The 20,344-nt window shown below is 58.4% G+C and carries 19 protein-coding genes; 15 read left to right on the forward strand and 4 right to left on the reverse strand.

The window, feature by feature from the left end; translation table 11 throughout:
• The first annotated feature begins 2 nt into the window (after positions 1–2).
• Positions 3–1,352 carry a 23S rRNA (uracil(1939)-C(5))-methyltransferase RlmD gene (rlmD, locus tag J3481_RS05395; RefSeq protein WP_206830245.1) on the forward strand — a complete coding sequence of 450 codons (1,350 nt, stop codon included), beginning with the start codon at positions 3–5 and terminating at the stop codon, positions 1,350–1,352.
• 61 nt (positions 1,353–1,413) lie between these two features.
• On the opposite strand, the gene J3481_RS05400 is transcribed toward rlmD, so the two are convergent.
• Both J3481_RS05400 and J3481_RS05405 read right to left on the reverse strand, forming a co-directional pair.
• Positions 1,414–2,364, reverse strand: a complete 951-nt coding sequence (locus J3481_RS05400) for an alpha/beta hydrolase family protein (RefSeq protein ID WP_206830246.1) — start codon at positions 2,362–2,364, stop codon at positions 1,414–1,416.
• 41 nt (positions 2,365–2,405) lie between these two features.
• Complete coding sequence (locus tag J3481_RS05405) at positions 2,406–3,248, reverse strand: hypothetical protein (RefSeq protein ID WP_206830380.1); 843 nt, start codon at positions 3,246–3,248, stop codon at positions 2,406–2,408.
• 238 nt (positions 3,249–3,486) lie between these two features.
• Between J3481_RS05405 and J3481_RS05410 the strand changes: the two genes are divergently transcribed.
• On the forward strand, positions 3,487–4,260 hold the full coding sequence (locus tag J3481_RS05410) for a DUF2785 domain-containing protein (protein WP_206830247.1): 774 nt from the start codon (positions 3,487–3,489) through the stop codon (positions 4,258–4,260).
• 37 nt (positions 4,261–4,297) lie between these two features.
• Here the strand turns inward: J3481_RS05410 and J3481_RS05415 are convergent, their stop codons facing one another.
• On the reverse strand, positions 4,298–4,981 hold the full coding sequence (locus J3481_RS05415; protein WP_206830248.1) for a helix-turn-helix domain-containing protein: 684 nt from the start codon (positions 4,979–4,981) through the stop codon (positions 4,298–4,300).
• 178 nt (positions 4,982–5,159) lie between these two features.
• Between J3481_RS05415 and J3481_RS05420 the strand changes: the two genes are divergently transcribed.
• The 5 genes from J3481_RS05420 to J3481_RS05440 all read left to right on the forward strand — a co-directional run bounded on the left by J3481_RS05420 (position 5,160) and on the right by J3481_RS05440 (position 9,434).
• On the forward strand, positions 5,160–5,708 hold the full coding sequence (locus tag J3481_RS05420) for a hypothetical protein (protein WP_236011230.1): 549 nt from the start codon (positions 5,160–5,162) through the stop codon (positions 5,706–5,708).
• A gap of 3 nt (positions 5,709–5,711) precedes the next feature.
• Positions 5,712–6,671: a hypothetical protein gene (locus J3481_RS05425; protein WP_236011231.1), complete on the forward strand. Its 960-nt coding sequence runs from the start codon at positions 5,712–5,714 to the stop codon at positions 6,669–6,671.
• 5 nt (positions 6,672–6,676) lie between these two features.
• Positions 6,677–7,270: an ATP-binding cassette domain-containing protein gene (locus J3481_RS05430; RefSeq protein WP_206830367.1), complete on the forward strand. Its 594-nt coding sequence runs from the start codon at positions 6,677–6,679 to the stop codon at positions 7,268–7,270.
• Positions 7,260–8,504, forward strand: coding sequence for an ABC transporter permease family protein (locus J3481_RS05435; RefSeq protein WP_206830250.1), 1,245 nt, complete (start codon positions 7,260–7,262; stop codon positions 8,502–8,504). Before J3481_RS05430 ends, J3481_RS05435 begins: the two co-directional genes overlap by 11 nt.
• A gap of 183 nt (positions 8,505–8,687) precedes the next feature.
• Positions 8,688–9,434: a DUF6904 family protein gene (locus tag J3481_RS05440; RefSeq protein ID WP_206830251.1), complete on the forward strand. Its 747-nt coding sequence runs from the start codon at positions 8,688–8,690 to the stop codon at positions 9,432–9,434.
• Between the two features lie 9 nt (positions 9,435–9,443).
• Here J3481_RS05440 and J3481_RS05445 read toward each other — a convergent pair whose 3' ends face one another.
• Positions 9,444–10,349 (reverse strand): AEC family transporter, encoded by a 906-nt coding sequence (locus J3481_RS05445; protein ID WP_206830252.1) that lies wholly within the window; start codon positions 10,347–10,349, stop codon positions 9,444–9,446.
• Between the two features lie 230 nt (positions 10,350–10,579).
• On the opposite strand from J3481_RS05445, the gene J3481_RS05450 reads away from it, so the two are divergent.
• From J3481_RS05450 to J3481_RS05485, 8 genes are all read left to right on the forward strand, one after another.
• Positions 10,580–11,818, forward strand: a complete 1,239-nt coding sequence (locus J3481_RS05450; RefSeq protein WP_206830253.1) for a cation:proton antiporter — start codon at positions 10,580–10,582, stop codon at positions 11,816–11,818.
• A 67-nt stretch (positions 11,819–11,885) separates the two neighbouring features.
• On the forward strand, positions 11,886–12,380 hold the full coding sequence (gene dps, locus J3481_RS05455; protein ID WP_206830254.1) for a DNA starvation/stationary phase protection protein Dps: 495 nt from the start codon (positions 11,886–11,888) through the stop codon (positions 12,378–12,380).
• Between the two features lie 243 nt (positions 12,381–12,623).
• Positions 12,624–14,108, forward strand: a complete 1,485-nt coding sequence (locus J3481_RS05460; RefSeq protein ID WP_206830255.1) for a rhamnulokinase — start codon at positions 12,624–12,626, stop codon at positions 14,106–14,108.
• 13 nt (positions 14,109–14,121) lie between these two features.
• Positions 14,122–16,164, forward strand: coding sequence for a bifunctional aldolase/short-chain dehydrogenase (locus tag J3481_RS05465; protein WP_206830256.1), 2,043 nt, complete (start codon positions 14,122–14,124; stop codon positions 16,162–16,164).
• Positions 16,165–16,195: 31 nt separating this feature from the next.
• Positions 16,196–17,425 (forward strand): L-rhamnose isomerase, encoded by a 1,230-nt coding sequence (gene rhaI / locus J3481_RS05470; RefSeq protein WP_328702009.1) that lies wholly within the window; start codon positions 16,196–16,198, stop codon positions 17,423–17,425.
• A gap of 67 nt (positions 17,426–17,492) precedes the next feature.
• A complete protein-coding gene (locus J3481_RS05475; protein WP_206830257.1) occupies positions 17,493–17,849 on the forward strand; it encodes a sensory rhodopsin transducer in 357 nt (118 codons plus the stop codon).
• A 188-nt stretch (positions 17,850–18,037) separates the two neighbouring features.
• Positions 18,038–19,567, forward strand: a complete 1,530-nt coding sequence (locus J3481_RS05480) for a sugar ABC transporter ATP-binding protein (RefSeq protein ID WP_206830258.1) — start codon at positions 18,038–18,040, stop codon at positions 19,565–19,567.
• Positions 19,568–19,603: 36 nt separating this feature from the next.
• A complete protein-coding gene (locus tag J3481_RS05485) occupies positions 19,604–20,260 on the forward strand; it encodes an ABC transporter permease (RefSeq protein ID WP_206882436.1) in 657 nt (218 codons plus the stop codon).
• Positions 20,261–20,344 lie beyond the last annotated feature (84 nt).

Genomic DNA, 20,344 nt, shown 5'->3' on the forward strand with positions numbered 1-20,344 from the left:
TCGTGGCTGACATCCAGTCGCCGCCGGTTGCGGCGGGTGAGGAATACGAGGTCGAGGCAATCCGCCAAAACGACGACGGCGATGGTGTGGCCGCGATCGGCGGGATGACGGTGTTCATCCCGTTTTTGTTGCCTGGCGAACGGGCGCGGGTGCGGATCGAGAAGGTGGAGAAGCGGTTTGCGCGCGCTCGTGTGCTGATGCGGGCGAATGACGCGCCGGATCGCGTGAAGCCGCCGTGCCCGGTGTTTGGGGTGTGCGGCGGCTGCCAGGTGCAACACATGGCGTACGAGGCCCAGACGGCGTGGAAGGAAGCGCGGATTCGGCGGATGGCCGAGCGGTTGGATCTCGACCCCGGCGCCGTGCGGCCAATCGAGGTGTCGCGCACGCCGTACCGGTATCGCAATCAGGTGCAGATGCCTGTGCGCTGGAACGAGGCGCGCCAGGCGGTGGAGATGGGCTTTTTCGCCATCGGCTCGCACGACATGGCGATCACGGAGACGTGCCTCCTCATCCCAGAGGCGATGGACGAGGTTTTGCGCCGCACCCGCTGGTTCCTCACGTCGCTCGGGACCACGGCTCAGTTCGTGCACCACGTGATCGTGCGGCAGTCGAGCGCCACCGGCGAGATGGCGGTGGTCTTCGCGATCGCGGTCGACGATCCGCGGATCAAGCGGTCGGTCGGCCGCTTCCACGCGCCGGGCGTGGTCACGGTGGCCGCGACCGTGCAGCCGCGCGCACACGGCCCGGTCTGGGGCAAGGCGGTGGAGGTTTTGAAGGGGCAGAGCCACCTCGAGGAGAACATTTGCGGGCGGCGCCTGCGGTTGTCGCCGCGATCGTTCCTGCAGGTGCAGACCGACATGGCGGAGCGTATGTACCAACATGTCGTCCGCGCCGCGGACATTCGGGAGACGGACGTCGTGATCGACGCGTACTGCGGCGTGGGTGCCATGACGCTGCTTCTGGCCGAGCGAGCGGCCAAGGCGGTGGGCGTGGAAGAGGTCGAGGACGCGATCGCCGATGCGCGCGCCAATGCGAAGCTGAATCGGGTGCAAAACGTGGACTTTGTCGTCGATCGCGTCGAGCGCTGGCTACCGCGCTGGGTGGAAGAGGGCAACCGAGCGGATGTCCTGGTATTCGATCCGCCGCGCAAGGGCGTGGACAAAGCCGCGATCGAGGCCGCGGCCGATGCGGAGGTGGACCGGCTGGTGTACGTGTCCTGCAATCCGGCCACGTTGGAGCGGGATCTCCGCCTGCTCATGGCGCGCGGGTTCTATGTGACGGATATTCGGCCGTTTGACATGTTCCCGCAGACGTCTCATGTGGAGTGCGTGGTGGCGATGAAGCGGGCGTAGGCGCACGATGGGGCGAAAGGGGCGTTGGAGTGATGTCATGGGCCAATAGCCCCACATCGCTCTACGGACTCTGGCATGTTTGATCGCAAACCGACCGAATCCAATGGGCAATGTCCTCGATGACCTGCGGATCGACGTGTTGCGGCACCTGGTACTCCTGTTTTGCCTTACGGATATCGCCGTAGACCGACGGCATGAACAGGTGATTCAGGTTCGGATAGAGCTTGAAGGTGACGTTTGGCCTGCCGCCGAGCAATTGTTGGTAACCGCCAAAATCCCTTTCCACAGACACTTGAAAATCCTTATCCCCTTGCAAGATGAGGATGGGCTTCGTCAAGTCCTTGAGGTAATCGGCACACGGATGCTCTCCCATTTCTTTAAAGTAGTATGCCGTGACGTGCCGCCCCAACAGCCTCGTCGACTTCGCCTCTTCGTCGCTAAGGTCATAGAGGTGATCGAATTTCGAGATCAAAGCGGCGATCTGTCTCTTCGCGATTGCCCTCAACCACCTGTTCAACGAGTTGAGAAGCGCGACATTTTGATCGATCAGGATCTCCTCAAGCCTGCGCGGAGACCCCGCCATGATGACGAGGCCCGCAAAATGACCACCTTCTGCGTCCATGCGCGGAGCGAGCATGCCGCCCAGGCTGTGGCCAATGACAAACACCTGGTTTGGATCGATCCGCCGGTCGTTGCGCAGAAGTTCAGCCGCGAGGACGGCATCTTCGATGGTTTCTTCTCTTACCGATAGATTCACGTCGCCTTTCATCTGTTTGCCGTACACATAGGTTCGCTTGTCATAGCGCAGGACGGCAATTCCCCTCGCAGACAGACCCTGCGCCAGATCGCGAAACGGATAGTTGTTTCCGACCTTCTCGTCCATGTCGCTGGGGCCCGATCCGTGAACCAACACAGCGGCAGGAAGCGGTCCGGTTGCGTCATCCGGAATCGACAAGATCCCCTGAAGCGGATGTTCGGTTCCAGCGCCGATGACGACTCGTTCGTCGGCCATGAAGCGTCCCTCCTGACGGATCGATAGAAGAAGGGCCGTGCTCAGACTGATCTCGCGCGCTTCAAATAGCGGATGTCGGTCTCGTGCTCGAGTGAACGCAGCGCCAGGGTCTCGATCACCTTATCTTGGCGAATTTGGATCGTTTTCAAATCCACCACGTCTGACTGGAGATCCGTGTGCATGGCATTGGTGGAGCCGACAATGGAGATGAGCTGCGTCAACATATCTTCATGACGCTCCAGGGTGCGAGCCTGATCTTCCAACAGCTTGCTGTGCTGGCGGTGCATTTCTGTGTGCTGCTCGAGAATTTCGGTGTGCCGTTCAAGCAATTCGGTGTGCTGTTGTAGCATTTGGCTGTGATGTTCCAGACGCTCGGTGTGTTGATTTAAGATGTAAGTGTGCTCTTTCAGCAGGGAAGTGTGTTCAGCCAAGATGCGATCCTGGTGGTCCAAGCGCATGTCGATGACACTCAGGTGTTGATCGACGACGTCCAGGCGGTGCTCGACAGCATTAAGTTGCTGGTCGACGAGGCCCAAGTGGTGCTCAACGGCGTCAAGACGCTGGTCCATTGCGTCTAAGCGGTGTTCGACGGCATCAAGACGCTGGTCCACGACGTCCAGGCGATGTTCGACGGCATCGAGGCGCTCATCGACGACGTCCAGGCGATGTTCGACGGCATCGAGGCGCTCATCGACGACGTCCAGGCGATGTTCGACGGCATCGAGGCGTTCGTTGACAGCATTCAACCGGTGCTCAACGCCATCGAGGCGTCCGTCGACGGCGTGCAGCCCTTGGGCCACCATATCCAGTCGATCACCGAGCGCGTGGATCTCACCGTTCATCACGTCGAGTTTGGAAAGAATGAGCTCGGCCTTATCTTCCATGGGACTCGCTCCTTCGAACCCGTTGCCAACCTAACGGGACCATCTAAGTTCAGCCGCTGCAAGGTCTATCATAGTTCGCTTCAGAAAGAGGATCAAGATACTTCAACTATTATTTTTGTAAAATTAGATATACATATGTATATTTTTCATCTCAACCTATCCCGTCGGTTCATCCCGAGAACGGAGGTCTTCCAAGATCGAGCCCTTGCGCGATCTCGCCCGACGTGACGATGCCCTGTTGCGTAAGGCGTATGACGAATGCCCCATCGAATTGCTCAATCGCCTGCTCGCCGGACTCCACGCGCCGGACGGCGAAGTCCGCGACGAGATCGCCTATTCGCTGTTCTGCCGTTTGCTCGAGATGGGGGCGATCCCGCCTGAGCAGTTGGCGTGGCTCCTTGAACAATTGTTGAGCGACGATCATCTGTTTCATGGCATAGGCAGGGTGGGGGACGATAGCGTCTTCGGGCGATCCTTCAGCGCGCTCGTCGCCGGGCACATCCTCGACGTCGATGCCAGGCGGCGCGTGCTTGAGCGCGATCTCGTCCTTCACGCGATAGCCCGCATTGCGCGGTACGCGTCTTGCGAGCGGGATCGCCGTGGTTACGTGCCGGGCAAGGGCTGGGCGCATAGTGCCGCGCACACCGCAGATGCGCTCGCGGCCTGTGCGCAACATCCCGTCGCGGGCGAAGCGGAATGGGCGTCGATTCTCGCCGCCATCGCGGACGTCGTCGACCATGCAGAGCCGCTCATCTATTTGGAGGACGAGCGACTTGCCATCGCCGTGCGATCCGTCTTCCGGCGGGCCGGTTGGCGCCGTGAGCTTTGGAATCGGTGGCTGGCCCAGTTTCGCCTGCCGAGCGAGTGGACGCCTGAAGCTACCATTCGACACGCGAACCGCGCGCACCTGCTGCATTGGGTGCGGCTCTATCTATCGAGTGAAGATGGGGCGGGGGCGCTCATACGCGAGATCGACGAGCTGCTGATGGACCTCAGAATGGACAAGGGTTAGGCACATGTTTGTCCTGTCTGTGCCGGGCCAAGCGGGGCTAGATGTCTGTCACACGGCGATACACGTAGCCGCCTTGTCGCCTGCCTTGCACGAGGTCACCCGCGGGACCGAGTTTTTGCCGCAGCCTTGACACGAGCTTGGCGATGCCTTTCGGATTTACGTGCCCTTTCCACAGAGCGTTCGCGATCGCGTCCCGCGTCAAGACTTCTCCCTCGTGGCTGAGAAAGAGTTCCAGAAGTCTTGACTCCATTTGCGAGAGCGGAACACGGCGATGTTCGATCATCAGGCATTGTTCGCCGGATTTATAACGCACTCCGCGACCGACGTTCACAGACACAATGGGCAGAGAGGGAAGTCCTTCAGGAACGGTGAATCGCCTTACAAAGGTCTCTAGATCACCTCCGATGAACGTCTGAAGTGCTGCAAGTGGATCACTTAAAAATCCTGAGAGTCCTAACGAGCGCGCGCGATGCCAGTCGTTTTCGGTCAGTGGTGACCGAATCATGACATAGTGCCGGTTTGCACGGGGCGATGACTCCACCATGGCCCAAAAGGCCTCACTGCAAGACGCGATGCCGTCGATAAAAATATCCTCTGTTGTCGCCACCGAGATTGCAGTCGTGCGCTCGACAGTTCCGCAGATGTGCAAATCGCACGCCTCGAGGATGACAGAGAGCATTCGGATAAGACAGGTGTCGTCTGTACACAAGATCATCCGCATGCGTTCACGCTCCTGAACGTCCAATTGAGTGGGTTCCTCTCAAGTTTACACATTTTTTTCCCTATTCCATGACTATTGCTAGCAAAATGCTAGCTATATTCCTCGGATTGTTCTGGTACACTGTTCCTCGAGATTCGGAACTTAAAAGTGGAGGTCATGGCTAGTCATGAGGCGCACTATGCTGAACGCCATTTCTGCGGCAGTGGTTAGCTTGGCGTTCGTATCTCCTACCGTGGCGGCAGATGAAAGCAATTCAATCGTCACAACGCAAGATTATCTTCCGCATACAAACACATCTCAAACCTTAACTTTGCCGTCGGGTGAGGGATCGCTTACAGCTAATGTTTGGAGATCGACATTTGCTTCTCAAACGGGAAATGCGTTGACATGGAACTGGCAAGTTTCTGCAGTCTACAGCGGGTCCCGGACCGTCGAGTGGATCCGCACGCAGTGGTACAGCCAGGCGGATTTGAGGAACGGGGCTTCAATTACGATGGGCATATCCGGCGATTCAGCAACAGCTTCCTATTCTTCTTCATGGCAGACTGTTCGGACACAAGTGAAATACTGGACCAACGACAATGGAGCAAAGGAATCGGACTATCGCGGGAACGTCGTCATCGGACCACAATCGGACTACAAACAGGGCTCAATTGTCACGGTCAATACTGCTACCGTTAAACTTGCTGGAGATCCGAAGACGTACGCGATTAGTGCAGGAGTGTGAATCATGCTGTGCTCAAGCGCACGTAAGCCACGTTGGCCCATGGCATTCACCGCCTGCGCCGCCTTGTGCGTGGTGACGGCTTGTAGCACGCCGCCAAGGCCAGCGAACGCCGTCATCATCCCAGGACCTGCGAGCGCCGACGAGCGCGTGATCGAAGATCCTGTGGGTCAGCGCTTCGTGCTCTATGACACGGTAAAGAAGATTGCGGTCAGTTGGACCAACGTATCCAACGAATTTGTGTACAACTTCACCACGCCTTCTGATCTGTACACCATGGGCAACAGCCTCACGAATCACTTTTCCATCGTGCAGCTTCAGAATGGCAGGGCGGTCACCGTCTACACGCTTCCTGATGCAGCACACGATGCCATTTTCCCGCTTGCAGCGGACGGGCAAAACGCGTTCTTCCTCTTGGTCCATTACCGCGATGACGGCAGTGAGGAGTGGCGGCACATCGTGAGATGGGATCCGACGACGAGAACGCTGCATCCTTTTGTACATGTGGAAGGTGCCATCGAACAAGGTGCACTTGCGGGGCCGACGTTGTACTTTACGGTGCTCCGGCCGGATCGCGCAGTTTGGCTGTACCGACTGCCTGCAGCCAATTTGAATGCAGAGCCTCAACTCGTATCGACCCATTGGACAGACGATCCCCTGCTCGCGTATGAAGGACGGCTTGTGAAGGTCGCCGATCATCAGTTTGTGTTCGATTCGATCCATCTTCCGGTGCGAGCGGTGAACGTCCTTACGCCGCAGGGTGTCCTTGTGCAGTTCGACGACGATCCGAAGTCGCTTACCACACGCGCGGACGTGTTTCAACTTTCAGACGGGAGGCACCTCGGCAGCGCCACTTCGGTTGAAGGAGTGGAGTGGATGCCAAACGGCGTTCAGTTGGACTGCGATGGGCGCGTCGAGATTGTCAGCTGGAGCTATGCCGGCGGAGAAGAGGAGAACCCATCGTGATTGCTATGCAAAACGTGGTGAAGCGCTACGGTGGACGCGACATTCTAAAAGCGATCAATGTAACGTTCGAAGCTGGAAAGGTGTACGCCATCTCCGGGCCCAGTGGAGCGGGCAAGACGACGCTTCTGCAGGTTTTGGCACGCTATGAGCGGCCAACCGCCGGGATTGTGCAAGTGGCGAGCGGATCGCGAATCGAATACGCGCCGCAGGACTTCCTCCTTTTCTCAAATCTCACGGTCTGGGATCATCTTCGGCTCAAGGCGATGGCAAGGCGACTGGAAGAAGGCTGGGCAGCACGTGCTCACCAACTTCTGCAGGCCTGTCGCCTCGAAGGCATGGAACGGATCCAGGTCCGAGCGCTGTCGGGCGGGGAGCGCAGGCGCTTGCAACTTGTCCTCGCTCTCCTGCCACCTGCCGACGTCCTACTCTTTGACGAGCCGACGTCCAACTTGGACGATGTGACGGCTGATCGCATCTGGGGACTGTTGGCAGACGAATTGGCAAACAAGACGTCCATCATCTGCAGTCATGCCCCGGTGCCTGACATGCTTCACCCCGAACGGCTTCGTCTACAGGGAGGTGTCCTGCATGCGGAATGATGCAACGCCTCTTCGTGATGTCGCCCGCATGATGAGAAACAAGACGCCAATTCAGTTCCGCATTGCGGCTGCGACGCTCTTCGTCGCTTTGCTCGTGCTCTCGACCTTGGGCCTGTACACACTGCGCATGGCGCTCGATGTGAAGCGACAGTTTTTCTCCAATGACGCTGTTCACGTCATCTTGGTCGACGCCCAATCGTCAGAACATCAAACTCTTCCGAGGCACGTTCAATTTCGTGATCGAGAACAAATCGAACGGATCTTTGCGAGCTCTATGCCCGGTGCCAAAGCAAGGGTGTGGAATGTATACCAAATTAACTTTGGCATTCTGGATTCGACAGGCCGCACGAACTGGGTGGAGTCGGTCGATCCCGGTGGCGCGCTGCTGCTGGGGCTTCTGACCATGAGAGATGACACGGGTTACGCCGTTCCGCCTACGCCAAGTCCGCTGATTCTGCAAGTTCCAGTGGTTCGCGTGACCCAAGGTGGCTACGAGAGCGATCGGCGTGTGTCCATGACGCTATCGCATACCGCCCCGATCACTCGACAAGCCCCGCTCTTCTCATTGCAATCGGAGGCCACGGGGGAGAACGCACTCGGTCGACCGCTCTTTGTCTCCTACGACACGTACCGGCGCATCCTGGAGACAGCGTATCAACGGCCGTACGCTGCTTTGGTTCGCGCGTTTACGCAAGGACAGGATTTGGGCATTCAACCGGTGGAGAACGTAGCGGTTTATGTACCTCATGTAGCGGACGTGGACCGGGTTGCGCGGGCGCTGGCCGGCCGCGGCTATGACACGGTGTACACCTTTCGCGCGTTCCAACAACTCTCGTCGACGCTCCAAACGTCCAGTTGGATGGCCCTGGTGTTCACCATGCTCGTGGCGGCGGGCACGTACGCTGGCATCTGGCTTTTCTTTCGGAATGACCTTCGCCGTGGTCGAAAAGACATGGGAATTCTTCGCCACTTGGGCTATTCGCCGTCGGAGGTTGTTTCGGTCTACCGCCGCAAACTTCGCGCACTCTTTCTAACCTGCATGGCTTCGGCATGCCTGTACACCCTTGTCGGAGGTATCGTGCTGTTCCGGCTTTCTTGGACGGCTTGTGCGTTGCTTGCATGCGTGATCGCGGCGTTTGTCGGGCTGATGGAAGTGGGGAATACACGCGCTGTTCGGAAGACTGCCATGCTTGATATCGCGGATCTCGTGCGGTTTTCGAAAGAGGAAGAGTGAGGCTCGCGCGGTCGTGATGAGCACCACCGAGGCTTATCGCGTCCTCCAACTGCTCTTTTGGAGCCTATCCGCTGCCCATTCAGATTCTACGGGGATAGTGACCTCCCGCCTTGCGAATTCGCTCCGATCCTGTCAATCTATGAGTCAAAACGTTTGTCGGTTCCGCGGAGGCGGAGGTGTCCTATGCTCCGAGCGAAGAATACGCCGAATCTGCTTGGCATCGAAGTGAGTGGAGACTACGACGATTTGCAAGCTCTTTATCATGCTTTGCACGAGGTGGTCGGCGAGGAGGGAGAATACCCCAGCTTCGAGGAAGCTCGTTTGCGCGTGCTGGGCGTATGTTACGATGTGCGGCATGCACTTCAAGGGCACCGTCGGGTGGAGCTCTATCCGAATGGGCTAACTGAAGACATGATGCGCTTTCATGGGCTCATCGCCCCTCAGGAAAATGTGCGCTTTTCGTTTGAAACGCTGTACCCAGAAGCGTTGTTTGTGGCTGCCGCATTGAACGACTTTCTCATCCTCTATGCGGACAAGCGAGGAGAAACTCCATATGGGCTTTACATGAATCCCAACCAGGATCTTCACGTTGTCCATGTGCACCACTTTCAAGCCCTCATCATCCAGTGTGTCCGCGAGGCCGTGAGCCCTACCGCGTTCAAACGCTTTTTGAAGGCGACGGATACGAGATTTCCGTGGTCTCAGAACTATACCACGCAATATCTGGACTACCTCAATCTTGAGTACGCCAAGAAGTCTCCTTCTCGCCGCGCATCCTCGATCGCGACGATGATGGAGAAGATGATTGCTCGTGGCCCAGAGTACCATTCGATCGAGCAGGATGTCATACGCTTCGCTCAAGAACGTGGGTGTGCCCTCGAGGATGTAACGCTTCAGGCTGACATCGACTGGGATGCCGTGGAGTGGTAGGCTGCTCGCTCACGCACTGATGGCGATGACGAGCGGCAAATACACAAAGCTCAACGCGGTCGTGATGGCCACCACCATGGACGTCCATTCCTCGGCCACGCCGTAACGGCTGGCCAGCGCCACCGTGTTGACGGCAGCTGGCATGCTTGCTTCCACGAACAGCACGGATGCGAGCAGGCCATGGATGCCAAGCGCAAGCAGCAGGAGCCTCGCCGCGAGAGGCACCATCACCACCCTCAGCGCCACGCCCAGCCATACGTCTTTCCGCCATGCGCCCAACCAGCGCGTGTGGCCAAGCTGCATCCCCAGAATGAGCAGCAACACGGCTGCATACGCGTCTCCGAGCAGTTTGGCCGCCGTGCTTATCCCTCCTGGAAGCGGTTGATGCAAGATGGCCAGCACAAGGCCGAGGGCGCTCGCGTACAGGAGCGGGGCGCGCAGCAGGGCGCGCCAGCCGCTCTCGCCCGAGCGTCCGCTCGCCGCGATGGACACGCCGAGTGTGTTGACCAAAAGAATCTGCAGGATCACGTACAGGGTTCCCAGCGCGAATCCCTGGGTGCCAAACGCAAGCAGCAGCACAGGCAGGCCATAGTTATTGGAATTGCTGAAGATGGTGGTCAGCATGAGCGCCCGCGAGGTCGCTCGGTCAAGGCGGAATAGTCGACTCGCCGCCGTGGCCGCGAGCCAACAAAGCGCCGTCATCACCGCGGTGAAGAGGACGATCTGGACGACGTGATCGCCGCGCAGATTGGCTGACGGCAGGGCCGAGAGAATGAGCGCCGGCGCCAGCAGGTACAGCGCGACGGTCGACAGCGATTTCGTCTCGACGGGCTGATGCCGCGCCACCAGCGCGCCGGCAGCGCAAACGATCAAAATGGGCACCGTGATGGTCCACAGCAAATGAAGAAAGGCCATTGCAACAACCCCATATCTCGGCGATCTCGTCCATGGAACTGCGGATACGTCACCATTTCTCGCTAGCGCCGAAAAAGTCCTGTCCGCGCGTTGACGATGCGGCTTCATTTCGGTATAAAGGAGGCGAGGGCTTCCTTCGCAAGAAGGCCGCCAGCACAATTGTATCGCATGTGAAATCCAGGTGGAGTCTGTCAAATGGCAGGCTCCTTTTTATGTGTAAGGAGGTTCTCATGACGTCAAACGCTCTGCAAATCGCTGAGACGTATCTATTCGCGCTCTTTGTCATCCTGGGTTCTGGCGCCGTCGGGGGATGGCTGGCCGAGAGGCTGCGTCTCCCCGACATCGTCGTCTACGTGATCATCGGTTTTTTGCTTGGCCCGTCGGTTCTGGGTGTGCTGCACATTCCCGCGCAAGGCGTCTTTCACGACGCCGTCCTCTCGCTCGGCGCGGCCTGGATTGTGTTCCAAGGTGGGCTCGAAATGCGCTTTCAGGTGCTCCGCCAAATCTGGGTGTCTGTCGTGCTCCTCGCCACCGTCGGCCTCGTCATGACGGCCGCAGTCGTGGGCGTCGCCGCGCACATCCTCATGGAACTGCCGGTGCTGTCCGCGCTCCTTCTCGGATCGCTTCTCGCGTCGACCGATCCGGCCGCGCTCGTGCCCATCTTTCAGCGCCTTTCCATCCGCGCGCGTGTGGCTCAGGCCGTGATCGCGGAATCGGCTTTCACCGATGCGACGGGAGCGATGTTGACTGCGCTTGTGTTGAGCCGTGCCACAATGGGGACAAATGGTAGACACGAAGGCGCGGGCTTCCTCTTGAGCGAGCTGGTTCGCCTTGCGCTTGGCGGCGCCGTCATTGGGGTGGCGATTGGACTGGCGGCAGCTTGGCTGGTGGCAAGGCATAAACCTGTCACGCCCGGCGGTCGATCGCTGTTTCTGGTGCTCGCAGCGCTCGGGAGCTATGCCGTCGCCGCTCAAGTCGGTGCGAGCGGCTTTATGGCGAACTTTGCCGCGGGCATGGCCCTCGCGCATGCGCCAGAGCGCTTGCCTCGGATCGACGAGCGGGATCGCGCGTCGCTCGAGACGTTTGTGGACGCGTTGTCCCTTCAGTTTCGGATTCTGATCTTTGTGTCCCTGGGAAGCCAGATGGACCTTCAACTGATGATGCATCACCTCGATCTCGTCCTCGGAGTGGTCGCAGCCTTCATGTTGATCGCACGGCCGCTGACCGTGCTTGTGAGCCTTGTGCCCGACCGGCGGGCGAAATGGACGTGGCGTGAGATTGCCTTCTTTTTCTGGGTGCGCGAGACGGGGACCATCGCCATGGCGCTCGCCGGCCTCGTCCAGGGCGCGGGGGTGGCTGGAGGCAGCGTGTTCACCCAGGTCGCAGCGACGGCCGTGATCGCCACGCTGTTGGTTCAGGCGAGCACCACCTCGCTTGTTGCGCGTTGGCTCGGGCTGGTGGAAACGTGATCGTCCATTTGGGTTGTTGGACAGGTTTGGGTATACTGGACCCAAGTCCATTCCATGGAGGTGTCCTATGGCTACGAACGTCTCCCAATTGAAACGCACGCGCATCGATCTCCCCGAAGACGTGAAGAAACGCATGATCGAACTGCTCAACACGCACGTCGTGCATCTCACGGACCTTTGGAACCAGACGAAACTCGCGCACTGGAACGTCCGAGGCCCTCACTTCCTGTCTTACCATGAGATGTTGGACGATCTCGCCGCACACCTGGTGGAAGCCATCGACGATGTGGCGGAGCGCGCGACGGCTCTCGGCGGGGTGGCCGGGCTTCCAGTACAGGACCTCGCGCAGCAGACGAAGCTTCCGAAGTGGGACTTGTCCGTCACCCAGGATGTGGAGGTCCTCAAGGCTCTGGCGGATCGCTGGGCCATCGTTGCGAACGAGGCGCGCAAGTTCATTGAGGAGTCGGAAGAGCACGATCCGGACACCGCAGACCTTTTCACGGAGGTTTCACGTCAGTTGGATCAGGACCTGTGGTTCCTGGAAGCACACATCGAGCAGTGACAGCCTGGGACATCACGGCCCCGCCCGCGAGGCGGGGTTTTTTCTTTTTTAGGAGAGCAGGGCACCTGAGCGGTCTCACCTGCGCAGGTTCCTCCACACCCCGGAACTGACTTCGATGCGCCCCTTCTGTTCTGGCCAACTCCAATCACACAAAATCAAAAATAAAACAACACAAAACAGATTCTTTCGTGTATAATCCTTCTCGTGATAGCCTTTACACGCCCATGGCAGGGGGTGGGTCGCATGCTGCATCTCGCCGCGGTCGATCTCGGCGCTTCCAGCGGGCGCGTGATGCATGGTATCTTCGATGGCTCGCGCCTCGCGCTTGAAGAGCGTCACCGCTTTTCGACTCGCCCCGTCGAGATGAATTCGCACCTGTGCACGGATATCGAGCGGATTCACGCGCACATCGTGCAGGGGCTCGCCCAGATCCGTGCGGAGGCGGGCCTGACGTCCGTCGGGATCGACGGATGGGCCGTCGACTTCGGGCTCCTCGGCCCGGATGGCAGATTGGTGGCGCCGCCCCGGCACTATCGAGATTCGGCGCATGAGCGAGGGGGTTTGCTCGCTCATCGCCTGGTTGCGTTCGAGCAACTCTTTGCCGAAACGGGTATTCAACACCTCCCCTTCAACACGGTCTACCAGCTTCTTGCGTTGCAGACGGAGGAACCTGATCTTCTGAATCAGTCGGAAGTTCTTTTGCTTCTTCCGGATCTCTTGAACTTCTTTCTGACAGGAAAGGCTCAGGCCGAGTTCACGAATGCGACGACGACTCAGCTTGTGTCCGCGCAGACCGGGCGTTGGTCCGATGCCCTGATCTCCCGACTGGGACTGCGAAGAAGCCTCTTTCCAGACATCGTCGCGCCGGGAACGGTTTTGGGCCCCGCCACACGTCTGGCGGAAGCTTTGGCTCCCTTGGTCGTTCACGTCGCTTCGCACGACACAGCGTCGGCGGTCGTCGCCGTGCCGGCCTCGCGTCAGCCGTACCTGTACATCAGTTCTGGCACGTGGTCGCTCGTGGGAACCGTGGTACCCGAGCCGGTGACGTCTCAGGAGGCGCGGGAAGGCAACTTTTCCAACGAGGGTGGCGTGGGCAACTATCGACTGTTGAAGAACGTGATGGGCCTCTGGATTCTTCAGGAGGTCCAGCGCGAGTGGAATGCGCGCGGCGAGTCCGCCGATTTGTCGCAACTGCTCGCGGAAGCGCGCCAGGCGGTGCCGTTTGGCCACCTGTTCGATCCGGATGATCCGCGCTTCCTGCACCCGCCTTCGATGCTCCGAGCGATTGAGGAGGCGTGCGCGGGGGACGGCAGGATGACGCCCCTCACCCGAGGTGAGGTGGTTCGCGCCATTTTCGAGTCCCTCGTGCTCAAGTACCGCCTCGTCGTCGAGGAACTGATGCGCATCAGCGGCTTCCGATTCGACGCGGTGCACGTCGTTGGCGGCGGATCGCAGAACGAATTGCTGTCGCAATGGACGGCGGACTGCCTCGGTCTGCCCGTCGTGGCCGGGCCTGCGGAGGCAAGCGCGTGGGGGAACGCCCTGATGCAGCTTGTCGCGCTCGGCGAAATCGCTTGCCAACATGAGGCGCGCGATCTCATCCGCGAGTCGGTCGCCATTCGCCTTTACGAACCCCGGCACCCCGATGCCTGGCAAGAGCCGTATGAGCGGTTTCGCGCGTTAATCGCGCAGGGCAGCCAGGCGCGGATGGCTAAACTCGAGCAGTGAGGAGGAAACGGTCGTGATCGTCACACATGAAGTGAGCGTCCTGCAGGAGCTTGTCGAGCGATCTCGCCGCCTCGGCGCGGATCGCAGCGTATGTAACTGGGGCGGGGGCAACACGTCTGCCAAGACCACGATGCGGGACCACATGGGACGTGAAATCCGCGTGATGTGGGTCAAGGGCAGCGGATCGGACCTCGGGGAAGCCACGGAGAAGAGCTTCACGGCGCTTCGCTTGGACGAGGTGCTTCCGCTGATGGAGCGGGAAGCCATGACAGACGAGGAGATGGTGGAGTACCTCGCGCACTGCATGGTGGAAGCGAAGCACCCGAGGTCGTCCATCGAGACGCTGCTGCACGCGTTCATTCCATACGCGCACGTGGACCACACGCATCCGGACAGCATCATCGCCATCTGCACCAGCACTCGCGGGCGTGAGGTTGCGAAGGAGATCTTCGGCGATCGCGCCGTGTGGGTCCCGTACCTGCGGCCAGGCTTTGCGCTGTCGAAGCTCGTCGCCGAGGCGGTGCGCGCGAATCCGCAGTGCGAATGCGTGCTCATGGAGAAGCACGGGCTGATTACCTGGGGAGATACGTCCGAGGCGTGTTACGCGAACACGATGCGGATCATCCGAGAGGCGGCCGAGTACATTGAGCGCGAGGCCAAGCGCAAGCCCGCGTTCGGCGGCTTGCGCTACGAGCCCTTGCCGGCGGAGGAGCGGCGTTCGGTGGCCGTGAAGATTCTTCCGTTTGTGCGCGGCATCGTGACCGAGCGTCAAGGGGCGATTCTCTCGTTTGACGACAGCCCGGAGTTTCTCGAGTTCGCCAGCAGCTGTGATGCGCCTCAGCTTTCTCAGGTGGGGGCGGCCTGCCCGGACCACTTGGTTCATACCAAGCGCCGTCCACTGTTCGTCGACTGGAACCCGTCTGAAGGGGTCGAAGCCCTGAAGGAGAAGCTCAAGGACGGCCTTCAGGCGTATCGCGACGCGTATATCGCCTACTACGAGCGCAATGTCGATCTCGACGTACCCATGCACGATCCGTTTCCCCGCATCATCCTCATCCCGGGGCTTGGCGCCATCGGCACGGGCAAAAACAAGAAGATGGCCAACATTGCGCTGGATCTCTATCGGCGCGCCATCGCGGTTATGCGCGGCGCGACGGCCATCGGCGAGTTTGTGTCGCTCGACGAGAAGGAATCGTTCGATGTGGAATATTGGCCGCTCGAACTCTACAAGCTGACGCTCGCTCCGCCGGAAAAGGAGTTGTCCCGGAAGGTCGCCTACATCACGGGTGGCGCGGGCGGAATCGGCAGCGCCACGGCGCGGCGGCTGGCGGACGAGGGCGCGCACGTCGTGATCGCCGATCTCGCCGCGGACTCGGCCCGAGAGCTCGCCGACGAGTTGTGTGAAAAACACGGCCCCGGGGCAGCCGTTGGAGTGGCGCTCGATGTGACGAAGGAAGAAGCCGTCCTGCGCTCGATGGAGGAGGCCGTACTCTTCTACGGCGGGATCGACCTCTTCGTATCGAACGCCGGGTTGGCAAGCTCCGCGCCGATCACGGAAACCTCCCTCGCCGAGTGGAACAAGAACGTCGCCGTGCTCGGGACGGGTTACTTCTTGACGTCGCGGGAGGCGTTTCGCGTCATGGTGGAACAGGGCCGCGGCGGCGCCATGGTCTTCGTGACATCGAAGAACGCGGTGTACGCCGGCAAAGACGCTGCGGCCTACAGCGCGGCCAAGGCCATGGAAAACCACCTTGCGCGCTGCCTGGCCGTGGAGGGCGGACCCCATGGTATCCGCGTGAACATCGTCTTGCCCGATGCGGTCCTGCAGGGATCGAACATCTGGAATTCGGCCTGGCGAGAGGAGCGCGCACGCGCGTACGGAATTGCGCCGGAGGAGCTCGAGGATTACTACCGCAAGCGGACCATCCTCGGCGTCAACATCTTGCCGGAGGACATCGCGGAAGCGATTTTGTTCTTCTGCTCGCCGAGATCGTCCAAAACCACTGGGTGCATGCTGACTGTTGATGGAGGCGTCGCCGCCGCGTTTCCGCGGTGAGGCGCCTTCTCGGAAGGGAGTGGCCATTCACGTGAACACATGGAGTGATCGGGCGTACGCCCTTCTCGAGGCCGAGTGCCGCGATCGCGGGGTGGACCTGGACGCCGCGGCAGCGCGCCTGGCAGCGCTGGAGGTGGAAACGCCTTCTTGGGGCTATGCAGACTCGGGGACGCGGTTCAAGGTCTTCAAGAAGGTTGGCGTGCCCCGGAATCCGTTTGAGAAAATTGACGACGCGGCCATGGTACATCGTTTGACCGGCGCTTGCCCATCCGTGGCCATCCACATCCCCTGGGACAAGGTCGACGATTACCACGCACTTGCCGATCACGCCCAAAACCAAGGGCTGCGCATTGGCGCCGTGAATCCGAATCTGTTCCAGGACGACGATTATATGCTTGGAAGCATCACGAACGTACGGCCTGAGATTCGGAAGAAGGCGGTCGCTCACATGCTGGAGTGCGTGGATGTGATGCGCCAAGTCGGGTCGAACGTTCTAAGTCTTTGGATTCCGGATGGCACGAACTATCCAGGGCAGGCCGATTTTCGCAGGAGAAAGCATTGGGTGGAGGAGTGTCTGCGCGAGGTCTACGCGGCGTTGGATGCCGATATGCGCATGCTCATCGAGTACAAGTTCTTCGAGCCGGCGTTCTACCACACCGATCTCGCGGACTGGGGGCTTGCGCTTCTCACGGCTGAGAAACTCGGTCCCCAGGCTCAGGTCCTCGTCGACACCGGCCACCACGCGCAAGGTGTGAACGTCGAACACATTGTCGCTGTGCTGCTTGATGAAGGCCGGCTTGGAGGATTTCACTTCAACAGCCGAAAATACGCGGACGACGATCTGATTGTCGGGGCCATTCATCCGTATGAGCTCTTCTTGATTTTCTGCCAAATCATCCAGGCCGAACAGTTCGGAGACGAGAAGGTCGCGGCGACGGCGAGATCCATCGCCTACATGATTGACCAGAGCCACGTCATCGAGCCAAAGATTCCGGCGATGATCCGCTCCGTGTGCAATATTCAGACGCAGTTCGCCAAGGCGCTTCTAGTTCCTTGGGAGTTGTTGCGAGATCGCCAGGAGGCGAACGACGTGCTCGGTGCGGAGCAGGTTGTGAGGGAAGCTTTCGAGCTGGATGTGCGGCCATTGTTGCACAGAGTGCGCGAAGAGAAGGGGTTGCCTTTGGATCCGATGCAGGCGTTCTACGAGAGCGGATATCAGGATAAGATTTCGGAACGTGGCATGGGGGGAAGTGGGTGGTGAGGAAGAGGGCGCGATAGTACATTTGTGACTTCGTTCAAGTTGAAAGTAGGTCCTTGGGGGTGGACGAATGTACCGATGGGTGATTGCGGATGGATTTTTGCCTGCTTCCAGTTCCGGAATGTTTGAAAGTCACGAGTCACTGTGTCTAGTGAATCCTCACAATCGTGATGCAGAGGTCGTGTTACACGTGTTCTTTGAGGATCGGCCTCCATTAGAGGGGATCATGTTGACGTGTCCAGCTAAGAGAACTCGCCACATCAGAGTGAACACGCTTCATGATGCCGCAGGTCGTACCATACCAGTGGGTGAACCGTATGCGCTTGAACTTGTATGTGATGTGGAACTTGGTGTCCAGTTGTCTCGGCTCGATACATCACAAGCGCAAATGGCCCTGATGACGGTTGCCGGAATACGAATCGATTGACAGCTTTCTAGAGGGTGCTTCGATATTTTGGTTTGTTGAACAATTTGTTGATTTGTGTTGATTTTCGGTTTGCATTTCGTTCTGTTTTGTTTATAATCGACCCTGTAAGCGTATACAGGTGATTGGTGTCCGAGATTTTGAGGATAGATACATTCCGCCTTTCTGTCTTCGAAAAGGGGATGGCCCAGTTGGCTGAACCGATTGTGTTGGAAGCCACGAAACTTATCAAGCAATTCTCGGGTGTGACTGTGGTCAAAGGAGTTGACCTTAAGCTCGTTGCCGGGCAAGCCGTTGGGCTCGTGGGAGAGAATGGGGCCGGCAAGTCGACCGTGATTAAGATGCTCTCGGGTGTCTATCGCCCTGACGGCGGCGCCATCTACGTATCGGGCCAGAAGGTCTCAATTCCGAGTCCATCTGCGGCCCACAAGTTAGGTATTTTTACGGTTCACCAGGAGCCTTCGTTAATGCCTGAATTATCGGTCGCGGAAAACGTGTTTATGGGATTTCACCCGGTGCGTCGGATAGGCCCAGTCCGATGGCTGGAGCGCAAAACGATGTATGAGCGGGCCGATGAGATGTTTCATAAACTTGCTATTTCTCTGGATGTCAGGACAGCTGCTCGAGATTTGACCATTGCTGAACAGCAAATGGTTGAAATTGCCAAGGCCCTCGTCCATGATGTAAGGGTGTTGATTTTGGATGAACCGACAGCGACTCTCTCACAGTACGAGGTCGATACACTGTTTCGAGTCGTGCGCGAACTGATGGACAGAGGTACCGCCGTGTTATTCGTTTCGCATCGGCTCCATGAAGTTCTCAGCCTTTGCTCACACGTTACAGTCATGCGAGATGGGGATCAGGTAGGGCAGTTCGATGCGAAGGAGCTTACACCGGAATTGCTTGTGAGCCATATGGTTGGGCGCGACGTAAATCTACAGAGGCGGGCATCACCCGTTCGAGGAGACAAGCCGAAGCTTCAGGTTCGTCATTTGACGAAAAAGGAAGTCTTTCGGGACATTAGTTTGGAAGTTTACCCTGGAGAGATTGTTGGGCTCGCTGGACTCGTGGGTTCAAGAAGAACCGATGTTGCCGAAGCTTTATTCGGCATTTCGCCTGCGGACCAGGGGGAAATTCTGCTCGATGGGAAGCCTATTCAAATTCGTTCCACCCAAGATGCCTTGAAGAGTGGCATTGTATACGTTCCCGAGGATCGGCACCGTCACGGGGTCGCCCTGAGTTTGAGTATTGCGCGGAACATAGCAGTGCCGAACGCAGCTTGGTTATATCGCTGGGGAATTGCGCGCAATCAACGTGAGCGAATGCTGGCAGAGCGCCTTAAGAGCGAGCTTCAAATCAAGGCGCGATCGACGGATCAGAGGGTGGAACACCTATCGGGAGGTAATCAGCAGAAGGTTGTGTTCGGAAAATGGGTTGCCCGTGCTCCTCAAGTGATGATTTTGGATGAACCAACCCGCGGCGTTGATGTGGGTGCAAAAAGTGAAATATACCGGGTGATTTATCAATTGGCATCATCTGGGGTTGCTGTGATAGTCATCTCGTCGGACTTGCCCGAGATCTTGACCTTGTCGGATCGCATCTTGGTGATGCGTGAAGGAGCACTGATGGGTGAGATTCGTGGGGAGGGCGCGACGGAGGAAATGGTGATGCAATTGGCGACTGGTGTGAGTGAGCAACCGGTCGGAAGTGCGCAACGGTAATCGGCCCAGGAAATCGGTTAAAGGGAGACTGAAGCGATGAAGGCTCTGCTCAAAAGGCGAGAGTATACGCTCGCTCTATTTATACTCCTGATGCTTGTCGTCATGTTGGTTGTGTCTCCGCGCTTCTTGGAACCCAACAATTTGTTGAACATTCTTTTGAATTCAGTCACTGTAGGAATTCTAGCTTTAGGTCAGTGTCTTGTCATTATTACAAAGGGTATTGACTTGTCTGTGGGGGCTAATATGGGCCTCGTCACTCTGGTCGTGGGAATGCTTCTTTTGAAAGGTGAGTCCGTGTGGCTTAGCGTTGTGTTGGGACTTTTTGTGGGAATCGTGTGCGGGATCTTAAATGCCATGTTGATAAGTATTATCAAGCTGCCGCCCATCATTGTGACACTCGGAACTATGAGTGTGTATTCAGGTTTGATGTACCTCGTAACCGGCGGGCAGTGGGTGCAAAATCTCCCAAACAGTTTCTTGGCAATTGGTAACTTCAAGCTGTTTGGCATACCTGCGCCGGTGCTCGTGCTTCTTGTTCTGCTGTTCATTCTTACCCTTTTTATGGAATATACGGTCGTCGGTCGATATGTGTATGCGATCGGAAACAACCCATCCGCTGCACGGCTGGCCGGTGTGTCGGTGGGCCGAACCGTCGTGATTCCCTACGTGTTATTAGGGGTGAGCGTCAAATAGCGCACACCTAGTCTCGGGTTCTGTTCTGCGAGATGATCCCTCTAGAATCCATTGACGGAGGGATCACCGTGACGAAGGCCGAAC

It is taken from the genome of Alicyclobacillus fructus (assembly GCF_017329605.1).
Taxonomy (GTDB): domain Bacteria; phylum Bacillota; class Bacilli; order Alicyclobacillales; family Alicyclobacillaceae; genus Alicyclobacillus; species Alicyclobacillus fructus.